Origin of the sequence: Nocardiopsis sp. NPDC006139 (assembly GCF_040614155.1) — a bacterium.
GTDB classification, from domain to species: Bacteria; Actinomycetota; Actinomycetes; order Streptosporangiales; family Streptosporangiaceae; genus Nocardiopsis; species Nocardiopsis changdeensis.
In genome coordinates this window covers 194,965-208,259 of sequence record NZ_JBEXTT010000013.1, presented here as the reverse complement: position 1 = coordinate 208,259, position 13,295 = coordinate 194,965, and the positions used below count along the sequence as shown (strand labels likewise).

The window sequence follows — 13,295 nt, the reverse complement described above, 5'->3', positions numbered from 1 at the left end:
GGGGGCGGGGGGGGCTGCCAGGTTGGTGTCGGGGGGGGGTCTTCCCGAGGGCGCGCCGGCCCTGCGCTTGATCCCGCCCCGGCCCCGCCCGGGGGGGGGGGGCCCCCCCCCCCCCCCACCACGGGCCCCGCACACCCATTACCGTTGTTGCAGTCATGACTGCAACGACGGTAATCTGGCCGCATGAGCGCACCCACCGACGACGAGGCCGCCTTCGTGGACGAGGTCGCCGCGTTCTTCGCCCGCGAGGGCCTGCCCCTGATCTCCGGCCGGGTGGTCGGCTGGCTGCTGATCTGCGACCCGCCCGAGCAGAGCCCCGCCCAGATCGCCGAGGCCCTCCAGGTCAGCCGCAGCTCGCTGAGCACCGCCGCCCGCCTGCTCACCCCCAGCGGCCTGGTCGAGACCGTGCGCCGCCCCGGCGACCGCAACGCCTACCTGCGCATCTCCGCCGACGGGTGGAGCCGCATGCTGGAGCGCCGCTACGCCCAGGCCTCCGGCTTCCGCGAGGTCACCGAGCACGGGCTGCGCGTCCTGCGGGACGCCTCCGCGCAGCGCCGCGAGCGCCTGGCCAACGTCAACGAGCTGTACCGGTTCCTGGAGTCGGAACTGCCCGCCCTCTTCCAGCGCTGGCAGCAGACCCGCGGAAAGGACCCCGCACCGTGACCCACGACCCCTTCGACCGCACCGTCATCACCCGCCCCGAAGGCCCCCTCAGCGTCGCCGTCGCGGGCGACCAGGGCCCGCCGGTCCTCCTGCTGAGCGGCGCGGGACAGGACAACGCCCTGCTCAGCTGGCGGCACCTGATCCCCGCCCTGGCCGCGGACCACCGCGTGTTCGCCCCCGACTGGCCCAAACAGGGCCGCAGCCGCCCCTGGCGGGGCACCGCCGACCACGGCGTGCTGCTGGGCGTCATCGACACCGTCCTGGACCACTTCGCCCTGGACCGGGCCGCCCTGGTGGGCCTGTCCCAGGGCGGCGCGCTCACCCTGGCCTACGCCATCGAGCGCCCCCGCCGGGTGGAGCGCCTGGTGGCGATCGCCCCCGCCGGAACGCTCTCCTTCCCGCCCGTGGTGCACCAGCTGCTGTGGCTCACCGCCCGCAGCCGGTTCCTCAACACCACCCTGCCCGGGATGATGCTGCGCTCGCGCGCGGGCGTGGAGCGCTTCGTGCGCTCCGCCCTGATCCCCGGGCCCGTCGAGGACTTCGACGCCATCGTGGACGAGGTCCTCCAGGAGGCCCGGACCAACGGAACGGGCTCCTCCGACTGGCAGAACGCCTCCATCGGCCCCATCCGCATGAACGTGGACCTGCGCCCGCGCCTGGGCGAGATCTCCTGCCCGGCCCTGTTCGTCCAGGGCGACCGCGACATCGGCGTCGCCCCCGCCCGCACCGCCGCGGCGGCCGCGGCGGTGCCCGGGGCGCGGCTGGAGGTGGTCCAGGGGGCCGGGCACTGGGTCAACCGCCAGTGCCCGGACCGCGTGGCCGAACTGGTCCGCGGCTTCCTGGCCTGACCCCCGGGCCGTTCAGGACCCCGTGGCCGGAACCGGGCAGGGCGGCCCCCGGTCAGGACCGGACCACCTGGAGCAGCAGCGCGTCGGCGGTGTGCTCGCGCCACCACTCCACCGAGCGGCCCAGGTGCACGGTGTACAGGGTGAACAGCTCCGGGGAGAGCAGGCCGACCATGAGGTCGGCGGCCTGTTCGGCGTCCAGCCCGGGGCGCAGCGCCCCCCGGTCGGCCAGGGCGCCGGCGAAGACCCGCTGCACGGTACGGCGCTGCTCGACGTTGGTACGCCACAGCCCGGCGAGGTCGGGGTCGGCGGCCCCGCCCCGCACCGCCTCCAGAAGCCCGGCGACCCGCTCCATCACCGCACCGGTCCCGGCCACCTGCAGGCGCACCTGGCCGCGGGCGTCGGGGGCGGCCAGCGCCTCGCGCACCCAGGGGCGCTCCAGAGTCGGGACGGGCTCGGCGTCCCCGGCCACGGCCTGGTCCACGGCCTCCCCGAGCACCGCCGCCTTGGTCTTGAACGTGTAGTACACCGTCTGCACGCCCACCCCCGCCTCGGCGGCGATCGCCGCGACGCTGGTGGCGGCGTACCCCCGCTCGGTGAACAGGGCGGCGGCGGCCCGCGCGATCCGGGCGCGGGTGGCCAGGGAGCGGGCGGTGCGCCCGTCGACGGCGTGCGTGTCCATGGCCACGATCCTAGGACTTGACTGTAGTGCCACTCCGCATATCTATTTGGAGTATGACTACAAGAACTCTGCGGGTGCTGGTCCTGGGCGGCTACGGCGCGGTGGGCGCACCCGCCACGGCCGCACTGCGCGCGGCCGGGCACACCTGCCTGGCCGCCGGACGCGACCCCCGCCGCGCCGACCTGCCCCTGGACCTGACCCGCCACGACGACTACCGCGACGCCCTGGAGGGGATCGACGTCGTGGTCAACGCCGCCGGGGCCGAGGACCCCGCACTGGCCGCGATCGCCGCCGACCACGGGGCGGCCTTCGTCGACCCCACCGCCACCGCCGGCTACACCGCCCGGCTCGAACGCCTGGCCCCGCGCGCGCCGGTGCTGCTCAGCGTGGGCCTGGCCCCGGGCCTGACCACCCTGCTCGCCGCCGACCTGCACGCGGCCCACCCGGGCACCGCCCCCATCGACGTGGCCGTACTCCTGGGCGAGGGCGAGGCGCACGGGGCGGCCGCCACCGCGTGGACCCTCGGACTGCTCGGCCGCTCCTTCCCCGACCCGGCCACCGGGGAGACGGTGCGCAACCTGTCCCGGGGCGCACGGCTCGACCTGCCCGGACAGGGGCGGCGACGGCTGCTGCGCGCCGACTTCGCCGACCAGCACGTGCTCACCCGCGACCTGGGCCGCCCGGTCCGCACCCACCTGGGGCTGGACTCCCCCACCCTGACCCGGGGCCTGGGGCTGCTGGCCCGCCTGCCCGGCGCGGGCCGCCTGCGCGGGGTCCCGCACCTGCCGGGCACGGACGCCTGGACGGCGGCCGCCCGCAGCGGCCCCCACCTGCGCCGGGCGCGCGGCCGCGGCCAGTCCCGGGCCACCGCCCTGGTGACCGCCCACGCGGCGGCCCTGGCCGCGGACCTGCCGCCGGGCGTGCACCACCTGCACCGGGTCACCGCACTGGCCGACCTGCCCGCCCTGCCCGGCGTCACCCTGGACCCCCGCGGCGCCTGAGCCCCTACCCGGCTGAAGGGGGCGGCGCCGCGGCCGCGACGAGGCGCTCCAGCAGGCCCGGATCGCCCTCGACCTCCAGCCGGCCCGCGGCGACCGCGCCGGCCACAGGCTCCTCCCGCGCCAGGACCCGCCGCCAGGTCTCCTTGGTGGTGCGCACCACCACGTCCGCCCCCTCCGGGTCCCGCCCCCGGGCCAGGTGCGCCAGCCGCCCCCGCTCGACACCGATCCGGTAGCGCTCGCGCCCCAGCAGCACGTCGTAGCGCGCCGACCAGGGCTCGTGCCCCTCGGGCGGGGCGAAGAAGGTCCGCAGGCCCAGCATCACGGAGTCGGCGCTGACCTGCCCCGACAGCGGCACGACCGGGGAGCGCACCCCCCACCGGGCCAGCGCCCGGAAGACCGGCTCCAGCTCCGCGCCCCACTCGGTCAGCTCGTACACCCGGCCCGCCGCCGGGGGCTCCGGCTCCCGGCGGCGCAGGACGCCGACGGCCTCCAGGTCCTTCAGGCGCTGGGAGAGCACGGTGGGCGCGATGGCGGGCAGCGCCTCCTGCAGGTCGCTGTAGCGGCGCGCCCCCAGCCGCAGCTCCCGGACGACGAGCAGCGCCCACCGCTCGCCGACCAGGTCCAGGGAGTGCGCGATCGGGCACCCCTCGCCGTAACTCCGCTTACCGGGCACTTGTCCTCCTCACGAAACTATGAAAATAATAGTAGCAGCTATTAATTCAGTAGTTAGGAGAGCGCCATGTCCACCGACCCCGCCCGCTCCGGAGAACTGCTCCTGCCCTCCGGCGACGCCCTGATCTGCACGCAGGCCTTCGGCTCGGCCCAGGACCCGACCGTCCTGCTCATCGGCGGCGCGGCCTCCTCCATGGACTACTGGGAGGACGGCTTCTGCGCCCGGCTCGCCGCCGCCGGACGCCACGTGGTCCGCTACGACCTGCGCGACACCGGCCGGTCCACCGCCTACCCGGCCGGCGCGCCCGCCTACACCCGCAAGGACCTGGTGGCCGACGCCCTGGCCGTCCTGGACGGGGTGGGCGCGCACACCGCCCACCTGGTGGGGATCTCCATGGGCGCCGACCTCGCCCAGCGCATCGCCCTGGACCACCCCGGGCGGGTGGCGACCCTGACCCTGCAGTCCACCACCCCCGGCGGCACCGGCGGCCCGGACCGGCCCGAGCTGCCGCCGATGGAGCCGCGGCTCCGGGCCGTGTTCGCCGACCAGGGCCCCGGTCCGGACTGGAGCGACCGCGAGGCCGCCATCGAGGCGATGGTCGAGGGCGAGCGCGCGTTCGCCGGGTCGGTCTTCGACGCCGAGCGCTCGCGCGCGCTCTCCGCGCGGGTCTACGACCGCACCGCCGACATGGCGGCGACGCAGACCAACCACTGGATCCTGGAGGAGGACGGCTCGTCCGACCCCGACCCGGCGGCCCTCACCGCCCCCACGCTGGTGCTGCACGGCACCGAGGACCCGATGTTCCCCCTGCCCCACGGGCGGGCGATGGCCGCGGCCGTCCCCGGCGCCCGGCTGGTGCCGCTGCCCGGCGTGGGCCACCAGTACCCGCCCGAGCCGCTGTGGGACCTGGTGCTGGCCGAGATCACCGCGCACACCGCCCGCTGACACCCGGCCCGCCGCCCCGTCCGGGGCGGCGGGCCCGACCCCCGGAAATGTAAGCGCTTTCCGTTTTCCGGGGGCGCGATCGGCCCTCCGGAGCGTCGGCGGCCCCCGGTGGGACCGCCCCCGCGGGGCGGTCGCGGCGGCGGAGTCCGCCCAGGTCGGGCCCGCCGGGAAAACCGGGGAAAGCGCGCCCGGCCCGTCGGGGTGCGCGGCCGCGGCGGGCCCGGTCCGCGCGCGGAACCGCGCCGGACCCCCGCCCCCGCCGCGACCGGTGACCAGCCCCTTCACCCTCCCGAGCACCGCACCCGGCCACCCCCGCCGTCGGCCGCACGCTTCGCCACTGGTGTGGAGGCGAACTTTGCCGTAAGGTGGAAAGCGCTTTCACAAGAGAGGTGGTCACATCAGATGAGCGATCGCGTACTGGGCATCGCCATGAACGGCGTCACCGGGCGCATGGGATACCGACAGCACCTGACCCGGTCCATCCTGGCCATCCGGGACGACGGCGGCATCGCACTGCCCGACGGCTCCCGGCTCCTGCCCGAACCCATCCTGGTCGGCCGCTCCGAGCGCAAACTGCGCGAGATCGCCGACCGGCACGGCCTGACCCGCTGGTCCACCGATCTGGACGCCGTCCTGTCCGACCCGCAGGTCTCGGTCTACTTCGACGCCCAGATCACCCACGCCCGCGAAGCGGCCGTCCGCTCGGCCATCGCCGCCGGCAAGCACATCTACGTCGAAAAGCCCACCGCGTCCACCCTGGACTCGGCCCTGGACCTGGCCAAACTCGCCGAACAGGCGGGCGTGCGCAACGGCGTCGTCCAGGACAAGCTCTTCCTGCCCGGCCTGCTCAAACTGCGCCGCCTGGTGGGCTCCGGCTTCTTCGGCGAGATCCTGTCCGTACGGGGGGAGTTCGGCTACTGGGTCTTCGAGGGCGACTGGCAGCCCGCCCAGCGCCCCAGCTGGAACTACCGCGCCGAAGAGGGCGGCGGCATCGTCCTGGACATGTTCCCCCACTGGCACTACATCCTGGAGCACCTCTTCGGCCCGGTGCGCACCGTCACCGCCCGCACCGCCACCCACATCCCCCGCCGCTGGGACGAGAACGGCGCCCCCTACGACGCCACCGCCGACGACGCCGCCTACGGCATCTTCGAACTGGAGGGCGGCACCGTCGCCCAGATCAACTCCTCCTGGAGCGTGCGCGTGGACCGCGACGAACTCGTGGAGTTCCAGGTCGACGGCACCCACGGCAGCGCCGTGGCGGGCCTGCGCTCCTGCCGCGTCCAGCCCCGCGCCCTCACCCCCAAGGCCGTCTGGGACCCCGACGCCGCCGACCCCGGCCGCTACCGCGAGCAGTGGGAGCACGTCCCCGACAACACCGACTTCCCCAACGGGTTCCGCGCCCAGTGGGAGGACTTCCTGCGCCACGTGGCCACCGGCTCGCCCTTCCCCCACGACCTGCTCTCGGGGGCGCGCGGCCTGCAGATGGCCGAGGCCGGCCTGGAGTCGGCCCGCACCGGCCGCACCATCGAACTCGGCGAGGTCTCCATCCGATGAGCCCCCTGCTGCTGCCCGAGGGCGACGGCACCCTCGCCCCCTTCACCCCCGCCGGCCCCGCCGCCGACGCCTCCCCCCTGCCCCCCGCCCGCACCCGCACCGCCTACGCCGCCGCGCACGTGGTCGCCGACCCCCTGCTGCCCAACGCCCCCGGCGCCCCGGCCCGCCTGGACTGGGACGCCACCCTGGCCTTCCGCCACCACCTGTGGGACCAGGGCCTGGGGGTGGCCGACGCCATGGACACCGCACAGCGCGGCATGGGCCTGGACCCCGACACCGTCGCCGAGCTCATCCGCCGCTCGGGCGCCGAGGCCGCCGCCCGCGGCGCCGCCCTGGCCTGCGGCGTGGGCACCGACGGACTGGAGCCCTCGCACGCCGACCTGGAAAGCGTTATCACCGCCTACGGCGACCAGCTCGACCTGGTCCACAAGGCCGGGGCCGTCCCCGTCCTGATGGCCTCGCGCGCCCTGGCCGCCGTCGCCACCGGACCCGCCGACTACACCCGCGTCTACTCCGCCCTGCTCGACCGCGCCCAGGGCCCGGTGATCCTGCACTGGCTGGGCGCCGTCTTCGACCCCGCCCTGGACGGGTACTGGGGCTTCCCCGACCCGGCCGACGCCATCGAACCCGTGGCCGCCCTCATCGCCGACCACGCCGACCGCGTCGACGGCATCAAGGTCTCCCTCCTCGACGCCGGCCTGGAGGTCCGGCTGCGCCGCCTGCTGCCCCCCGGAGTACGCCTGTACACCGGCGACGACTTCCACTACCCCGACCTCATCGAGGGCGACGACCACGGCCACTCCCACGCCCTACTGGGCGTCTTCGCCGCCATCGCCCCGGCCGCCGCCCGCGCCCTGGCCGCCCTGGACGCCGGCGACACCGACCGCTACCGGGCCCTGCTCGAACCCACCGTCCCCCTGGCCCGCCACCTCTTCGGCGCGCCCACCCCCCACTACAAGACCGGCATCGCGTTCCTGGCCTGGCTCAACGGCCACCAGCGCGGATTCCACATGGTCGGCGGGATGCAGTCCGCCCGCGACCTGCCCCACCTGGCCCGCACCCTGCGCCTGGCCGACACCGCCGGAGTCCTCACCGACCCCGACCTGGCCGTCGAGCGCATGCGCGCCCTGCTGCACGTGGCGGGGGTGCACCAATGAGCACCCCCGTCCCCACCGCCGTGGACGTCCCCACCGGACTCCCGGCCACCGTCCCCACCCCCGGACCCGGCGACCCCCGCCTGGCCCGGCTGTCCCTCAACCAGGCCACCGTCCGCCCCGCCACCCTCGTCCAGGCCGTCGACGGCTGCCTGCGCGCCGGCGTCCCCGCCATCGGCCTGTGGCGCGAACACGTCGCCGACCTGGGCCTGGACAAGGCCGCCGCCCTGGTGCGCCGCTCAGGGCTGCGGGTCACCTCCTACTGCCGGGGCGGCTTCCTCACCGGCCACGACCCCGCCCCCGCCCTGGACGACAACCGGCGCGCCATCGACGAGGCCGCCGCCCTGGGCGCCCCCGTCCTGGTCATGGTCGTGGGCGGCCTGCCCGAAGGCGACCGCGACCTGCCCGGCGCACGCGCACGCGTCGCCGACGCCCTGGCGGCCCTGGCCCCCTACGCCGCCGAGCGCGGCGTCCGCCTGGGCCTGGAACCCCTGCACCCCATGTTCTGCGCCGACCGGGCCGTACTGTCCACCCTGGGCCAGGCCCTGGACCTGGCCCGGGACCTCCCCGCCGAAGCGGTCGGCGTCACCATCGACACCTACCACGTGTGGTGGGACCCCGACGTGCAGGCCCAGATCGCCCGCGCCGGCCGGGAGGGGCGCATCGCCCTGTTCCAGGTCTGCGACTGGGTCCTGCCCCTGCCCGCCGACGCCCTGCTGGGCCGCGGCATGGTCGGCGACGGCCACATCGACGTGCGCTCCCTGCGCGAATCGGTGGAGGCCGCCGGCCACACCGGCGACATCGAGGTCGAGATCTTCAACGCCGACATCTGGGCGGCCGACATCGACGACGTCATCGCCACCACCGCCCGCCGCCACATCGAACACGTCCTGTGACACCCCCCTTCCCCCCGAGGAGAGCCATGCGCTTCGACGGAATCCTCTTCTTCCCCCTCACACCCTTCGGCCCCGACGGGGCCGTGGACCTCGACGTCCTCTCCGACCACGTCGCCTCCGGCGTCGCCCACGGCGCCGGAGGGGTGTTCACCGCCTGCGGCACCGGCGAGATCCACGCCCTGTCGGCCGCCGAGCACGCCGCCGTGGTCGCCCGCACGGTCCACACCGTCGCCGGGGCCGTCCCGGTCGTGGCCGGCGCGGGCGGCAGCGTCGCCACCGCCGTCGAACAGGCCCGCGCCGCCAAGGAGGCCGGCGCCGACGCCGTCCTGCTCCTGCCCCCCTACCTCGTCGCGGCCCCCCGCGAGGGAATGGTCGAGTACGTGCGCACCGTCGCCGCCGCGGCCGACCTGCCGGTCATCGTCTACCAGCGCGGCACCCTGGTCCTGACCCCCCAGACCGCCGCCGAGATCGCAGCACTGCCCTCCGTCGTCGGCATCAAGGACGGCATCGGCGACCTGGGGCTGATGCACCGGATCGTGCTCGCGGTACGCAAGGTCCGCGGCGACGACTTCACCTTCTTCAACGGCCTGCCCACCGCCGAACTGACCGTCCCCGCCTACCGCGGCGTGGGGGTGCCCCTGTACTCCTCGGCGGCGTTCGCCTTCGTCCCCGAGGTCGCCGACGCCTTCCACAAGGCCGTCCAGAACGGCGACCCGCTGGCCGACCGGCTCCTCGCCGAGTTCTTCGACCCCCTCGTGGCCCTGCGCGACCGCTCCCCCGGCTACGCGGTCTCCCTGGTCAAGGCGGGGGCGCGCCTGCGCGGCGTCCCCGTGGGCGGGGTCCGGGCCCCGTTCACCGACCCCACACCCGAGGAGGAGGCCGACCTGGCCGCACTCATCGAGACCGGCCTGGCCCTGGTCGGGAAGGGCTGAACACGTGCGCGTCACCGCAATGCGCGCCCGCGCCCACCGCCTGCCCCTGCACCGGGCGTGGGACGGCGGGGTGGACCGCAACGACATCGTCGTGGTGGAGGTGGACACCGACACCGGCCTCACCGGAACGGGATTCTCCTGGACCCCTCTCATCGGCGCCCGCTCGGTGCGCGCGCTCCTCGAAGACGACCTGAGGCCCGCCCTGGTGGGCGGGCCCGCCCACCCCTCCCGCTGGGACGAGCTGCGCCGGCACCTGCGCGAGGCGGGCACCAGCGGCATCACCCTCATGGCCCTGGCCGCGGTCGACATCGCCCTGTGGGACCTGACGGCCAAGGCCGCCGGCCTGCCCCTGGTCGAACACCTGGGCAGGCGCCGCACGACGGTCCCCGCCTACGGCAGCGGCGTCAACCTGGACTACCCCCTCAGCGACCTCCAGGACCAGGTCCGCCGGTGGCTGGCGGCCGGACACCGGGCCGTCAAGATCAAGGTCGGCTCCCCCGACCCGGCCCGCGACGCCGAACGCGTACGGGCGGTGCGCACCCTCCTGGGCGCCGACGGCCTCCTCATGGTCGACGCCAACCAGCGCTGGGACGTGCCCGCCGCGGCCCGCGCCCTGGCGGCACTGGCCGAGCACGAACCCCACTTCATCGAGGAACCGCTGCCCGCCGACGACCTGCGCTCCCACGTCCGGCTGCGATCGCGCACCCCCGTGCCCTTCGCCCTGGGCGAGAACCTGCGCACCGTCGAGGAGTTCGAACGCTACATCGACGCCGGGGTGTGCGACATCGCCCAGCCCAACGTCGTACGCGTAGGCGGCATCACCCCCTTCCTGCGCATCGCCGAGGCGGCCGACCGCCGGGGCGTCCCGGTCGCCCCCCACCTGCTGCCCGAACTGTCCGGGCAGCTGGCCCTGTGCCTGTCCCGACCCGCCATGGTCGAGGACATCGACCGCGCCTCCTTCGCAGACCTGGGGGCATTGGCCGCCCCCAGCGGCGTGCGGGTGGAGCGCGGAGCGCTGTCGGCGGACACCGGCCTCGGGCACGGTGTGGTGTTCGCCGACACGCTCAATCCCCTCCCCTAGCACCGGACGGGAGGTGTCGCGGCGGACCGCCACGGTCCGCCGCGACACCCGGGACCAGGGCGACCGCCCGCCCCAACTGCTCCCCGAACACCCCCGCGGCCGCGGACCGCGCCCGCCCCCGCGGCAGCGCCACGCACACCGGCCGCGGCGGCAGCTCCCCCGGGGCCAGGGCCGCCAGCGCCACATCGGGACGCAGCGACGCCGCCGCCAGCGCCGGCAGCACCGTCACCCCCAGCCCCGCCGCCACGAACCCCTGCTTGGCCGCCCACTCACGCACCACATGGGCGATCCGCGGACGAAAACCCCGCTCCACGGCCGGACCGAGCAGAGTCTCCCCCGCCCGCTCCCGCCCCGCGATCCACGCCTCCCCCGCCAACTCCTCCAGCCGCACTCCCGCACGCCCGGCCAGCCGGTGCCCCGCCGGCACCGCCACCAGCAACGGCTCCTCCAACAGCGGGAGCAGCTCCACCCGCACCGGACCGGCCGGGGCGACCACCACCGCCGCGTCCAGCGCCCCCTCCTCCACCCGCCCCACCAGATCCGCGGTCAACGCCTCCACATGCGTCACCTCCACCCCCGGGTGCAGGCGCCGCAACCCCGCCAGCGCCCGCGGCACCAGGGTCACCCCCGCACTGGAGAAGGAGCCCACCCGCAACCGCCCCCCGTCCAGGCGGCGCAGCGCCGCCAGCTCCGCCCGCGCCGCCGCCAGGTGCCCCACCGCGGCACGGGCGTGCGGCACCAGGGCCCGCCCGGCCCCGGTGAGCGCCACACCCCGCGGCAGGCGGTCGAACAGCACCGCCCCCAGCTCCTGCTCCAGGGCCTGCACCTGACGGGACACCGCCGACTGGGTGTACCCCAGCACCCGGGCCGCCGCCGTGAACGACCCCGTCTCGGCCACCGTCAGGAAGACCTCGTACAACCCATGACGTTCCAGCATGCCTTCCATGCTGGACATTCGCTTGTGGCATGTCCAGTCGCGGGCCTACCGTCGAGGCCATGCAAGAGATCACCTTCATCGGCCTGGGACACATGGGCCTGCCCATGGCCCGCCGACTGCTGGCCGCCGGACACCCGCTCACCGTCTGGAACCGCACCGCCGCCAAGGCCGACCCCCTGGTACGGGAAGGCGCCACCGCCGCCCCCTCGGCCGCCGCCGCGGCCGCCGCCTCCCCGGTCCTCATCACCATGCTCGCCGACCCCGACGCCCTGGACGCCGTCGCCGCACAGATCCTCCCCCACCTGGCCCCCGGCACCCTGTGGATGGAGATGTCCTCGGTCGGACCGCGCGCCATCGCCGACCTGGCCGCCCGCCTGCCCGCAGGGACCACCCTCGTGGACGCCCCCGTCCTGGGCAGCGTCGGCCCGGCCGCCGCCGGAGAACTCACCATCCTCGCCGGCGGCGACACCACCCCCGCGGCGAAGATCCTCGACGTCCTGGGCCGCACCGTGCCCTGCGGCCCCCTCGGCTCGGGCGCCGCCCTCAAACTCGTCCTCATCGACGCCCTCATCGGCGGCGTCGCCGTCATCTCCGAGGCGATGCGCCTGGCCGCCGCCCTGGGCGTCCCCGAACAGGCCGCCCGGGACGGACTGCTCGCCGGCCCCATGGCCGGCGCCGCCGCACGGGCCTTCGCCCAGGACGCCCTCTACCCCGTCCGGCTGGCCGCCAAGGACATCGCCCTGGCCACCACCACCGCCGACCTGCCCGTCCTCACCCGGGTGCACGCACTCCTGACCGCACACCCCGGCCTCGCCGACCGGGACCTGTCCGCCGTCCTCACCGGCTGACCACCCCTCAGGGGGCGGTGGGCGGCGCGGTGCTCTCCCGCGCCACCACCTCCCCCGGCACGGTCACCACCCGGAACTCCCCCTCATGGTCGGCGTCCAGGGCCAGCTCCGCGGCCTTCTCCCCCATCTCCTCCAACGGCAGCCGCACCGTGGTCAGCGCCGGCGTCAGATCACGCAGGGTCGGGATGTCGTCGAACCCCGCCACCGACAGGTCCTCGGGAACCTTCATCCCCAGATCCCGCAGAGCCGCCATCGCCCCCGTCGCCATCACGTCGTTCACCGCGAACAGACACGTCGCGTCCGTACCCAGCGTCATCAGCCGCCGCGTGGACTCATACCCCCCGTCCCGCGTGAACGCCCCGTGCATCACGTTGTTGTGGTCCAGCGCGATCCCCGCCGCCGACAACGCCCCGTGGAACCCGTCCAACCGCTCCCGCGCCGTACGCAGATCACTGGGCCCGGCCAGGATCGCGAACCGGCGGTGCCCCAACCCCACCAGGTGCCGGGCCAGGGCCGCGGCCCCCGACGCGTTGTCGGGACTGACCGTGTCCGCCGGCAGCCCCGGCTGGGACACGCACGCCACCCGCCCGCCCTGACGCCGGAACGCCTCGATCTCCCGGGCCAGCCGGGCGTTGCTCTCCTCATCGGTGGAACGCGACCCCACCAGGATCACCGCCTTGGCCCGGTGCGAACGCAGCGCCGCCAGCACCCGCCCCTCCTTCTGCACCGACCGGCCCGTGGTGCCCAGCACCAGCACCAGCCCCTGCTCCTCCGTGCACCGCGTCACCCCCGCCGCGATCGACGAGAAATAGGGGTCGGAGATGTCGTGCACCAGCAACCCCACCAGGGAACTGCTGTTGCGCGCCAACGTCTGGGCCGAGGCGTTGGCCAGGTACCCCAACTGCTGCGCACTGGCCGTGACACGGTCCCGCAGCCGCTGGCTGACCTGCCGGGTACTGCCGTTGATGACCCTGGAGGCGGTCGCCAGGGAGACCCCGGCGTGCTCGGCCACCTGCTCCAGCGTTACGTAACCCGAGTCCACGCCCCTGGCCCTTCTCGTCCCACGTCCTGGAAAACTCTT

The 13,295-nt window shown here is 75.3% G+C and carries 14 protein-coding genes; 10 read left to right on the top strand and 4 right to left on the bottom strand.

Annotated features, from left to right (window positions below; translation table 11 throughout):
* Positions 1–183: 183 nt before the first annotated feature.
* Positions 184–663 carry a MarR family transcriptional regulator gene (locus ABZ249_RS19375; RefSeq protein WP_355264604.1) on the top strand — a complete coding sequence of 160 codons (480 nt, stop codon included), beginning with the start codon at positions 184–186 and terminating at the stop codon, positions 661–663.
* The gene (locus ABZ249_RS19370) at positions 660–1,511 is read left to right on the top strand and encodes an alpha/beta hydrolase (RefSeq protein WP_355264601.1); all 852 of its coding nucleotides are present in this window, start codon (positions 660–662) and stop codon (positions 1,509–1,511) included. Before ABZ249_RS19375 ends, ABZ249_RS19370 begins: the two co-directional genes overlap by 4 nt.
* A 52-nt stretch (positions 1,512–1,563) precedes the next feature.
* On the opposite strand, the gene ABZ249_RS19365 is transcribed toward ABZ249_RS19370, so the two are convergent.
* On the bottom strand, positions 1,564–2,190 hold the full coding sequence (locus tag ABZ249_RS19365; RefSeq protein WP_355264598.1) for a TetR family transcriptional regulator: 627 nt from the start codon (positions 2,188–2,190) through the stop codon (positions 1,564–1,566).
* A gap of 53 nt (positions 2,191–2,243) precedes the next feature.
* Between ABZ249_RS19365 and ABZ249_RS19360 the strand changes: the two genes are divergently transcribed.
* Positions 2,244–3,191, top strand: coding sequence for an NAD-dependent epimerase/dehydratase family protein (locus ABZ249_RS19360; RefSeq protein ID WP_355264595.1), 948 nt, complete (start codon positions 2,244–2,246; stop codon positions 3,189–3,191).
* A gap of 4 nt (positions 3,192–3,195) precedes the next feature.
* Here the strand turns inward: ABZ249_RS19360 and ABZ249_RS19355 are convergent, their stop codons facing one another.
* Positions 3,196–3,864: a winged helix-turn-helix transcriptional regulator gene (locus ABZ249_RS19355; protein ID WP_355264592.1), complete on the bottom strand. Its 669-nt coding sequence runs from the start codon at positions 3,862–3,864 to the stop codon at positions 3,196–3,198.
* Positions 3,865–3,930: 66 nt separating this feature from the next.
* Here ABZ249_RS19355 and ABZ249_RS19350 point away from each other — a divergent pair, with 66 nt between their 5' ends.
* From ABZ249_RS19350 to ABZ249_RS19325, 6 genes are all read left to right on the top strand, one after another.
* Positions 3,931–4,809, top strand: a complete 879-nt coding sequence (locus ABZ249_RS19350; protein WP_355264589.1) for an alpha/beta hydrolase — start codon at positions 3,931–3,933, stop codon at positions 4,807–4,809.
* A 402-nt stretch (positions 4,810–5,211) separates the two neighbouring features.
* Positions 5,212–6,366: a Gfo/Idh/MocA family oxidoreductase gene (locus ABZ249_RS19345; protein WP_355264586.1), complete on the top strand. Its 1,155-nt coding sequence runs from the start codon at positions 5,212–5,214 to the stop codon at positions 6,364–6,366.
* A complete protein-coding gene (locus ABZ249_RS19340; protein ID WP_355264583.1) occupies positions 6,363–7,523 on the top strand; it encodes a dihydrodipicolinate synthase family protein in 1,161 nt (386 codons plus the stop codon). Before ABZ249_RS19345 ends, ABZ249_RS19340 begins: the two co-directional genes overlap by 4 nt.
* Positions 7,520–8,416 carry a sugar phosphate isomerase/epimerase gene (locus ABZ249_RS19335; protein ID WP_355264580.1) on the top strand — a complete coding sequence of 299 codons (897 nt, stop codon included), beginning with the start codon at positions 7,520–7,522 and terminating at the stop codon, positions 8,414–8,416. Before ABZ249_RS19340 ends, ABZ249_RS19335 begins: the two co-directional genes overlap by 4 nt.
* Before the next feature lie 26 nt (positions 8,417–8,442).
* On the top strand, positions 8,443–9,348 hold the full coding sequence (locus tag ABZ249_RS19330; protein ID WP_355264578.1) for a 5-dehydro-4-deoxyglucarate dehydratase: 906 nt from the start codon (positions 8,443–8,445) through the stop codon (positions 9,346–9,348).
* A 4-nt stretch (positions 9,349–9,352) separates the two neighbouring features.
* The gene (locus ABZ249_RS19325; protein WP_355264575.1) at positions 9,353–10,429 is read left to right on the top strand and encodes a mandelate racemase/muconate lactonizing enzyme family protein; all 1,077 of its coding nucleotides are present in this window, start codon (positions 9,353–9,355) and stop codon (positions 10,427–10,429) included.
* Here the strand turns inward: ABZ249_RS19325 and ABZ249_RS19320 are convergent.
* Entirely contained in the window at positions 10,413–11,366 is a 954-nt protein-coding gene (locus tag ABZ249_RS19320; RefSeq protein ID WP_355264572.1) for a LysR family transcriptional regulator, read from the bottom strand. The genes ABZ249_RS19325 and ABZ249_RS19320 overlap by 17 nt on opposite strands.
* 59 nt (positions 11,367–11,425) lie before the next feature.
* Here ABZ249_RS19320 and ABZ249_RS19315 point away from each other — a divergent pair, with 59 nt between their 5' ends.
* Entirely contained in the window at positions 11,426–12,214 is a 789-nt protein-coding gene (locus tag ABZ249_RS19315) for an NAD(P)-dependent oxidoreductase (protein WP_355264570.1), read from the top strand.
* 7 nt (positions 12,215–12,221) lie between these two features.
* Here the strand turns inward: ABZ249_RS19315 and ABZ249_RS19310 are convergent, their stop codons facing one another.
* Positions 12,222–13,256, bottom strand: coding sequence for a LacI family DNA-binding transcriptional regulator (locus ABZ249_RS19310; protein ID WP_220561278.1), 1,035 nt, complete (start codon positions 13,254–13,256; stop codon positions 12,222–12,224).
* Between the last annotated feature and the right edge of the window lie 39 nt (positions 13,257–13,295).

What these genes read in the sequence shown, in the direction of transcription:
- ABZ249_RS19375 (WP_355264604.1), top strand. Translation starts at nt 184, where the DNA reads ATGAGCGCACCCACCGACGACGAGGCCGCCTTCGTGGACGAGGTCGCC.
- ABZ249_RS19365 (WP_355264598.1), bottom strand. Translation starts at nt 2,190, where the DNA reads ATGGACACGCACGCCGTCGACGGGCGCACCGCCCGCTCCCTGGCCACC.
- ABZ249_RS19360 (WP_355264595.1), top strand. Translation starts at nt 2,244, where the DNA reads ATGACTACAAGAACTCTGCGGGTGCTGGTCCTGGGCGGCTACGGCGCG.
- ABZ249_RS19350 (WP_355264589.1), top strand. Translation starts at nt 3,931, where the DNA reads ATGTCCACCGACCCCGCCCGCTCCGGAGAACTGCTCCTGCCCTCCGGC.
- ABZ249_RS19345 (WP_355264586.1), top strand. Translation starts at nt 5,212, where the DNA reads ATGAGCGATCGCGTACTGGGCATCGCCATGAACGGCGTCACCGGGCGC.
- ABZ249_RS19340 (WP_355264583.1), top strand. Translation starts at nt 6,363, where the DNA reads ATGAGCCCCCTGCTGCTGCCCGAGGGCGACGGCACCCTCGCCCCCTTC.
- ABZ249_RS19335 (WP_355264580.1), top strand. Translation starts at nt 7,520, where the DNA reads ATGAGCACCCCCGTCCCCACCGCCGTGGACGTCCCCACCGGACTCCCG.
- ABZ249_RS19330 (WP_355264578.1), top strand. Translation starts at nt 8,443, where the DNA reads ATGCGCTTCGACGGAATCCTCTTCTTCCCCCTCACACCCTTCGGCCCC.
- ABZ249_RS19320 (WP_355264572.1), bottom strand. Translation starts at nt 11,366, where the DNA reads ATGCTGGAACGTCATGGGTTGTACGAGGTCTTCCTGACGGTGGCCGAG.
- ABZ249_RS19315 (WP_355264570.1), top strand. Translation starts at nt 11,426, where the DNA reads ATGCAAGAGATCACCTTCATCGGCCTGGGACACATGGGCCTGCCCATG.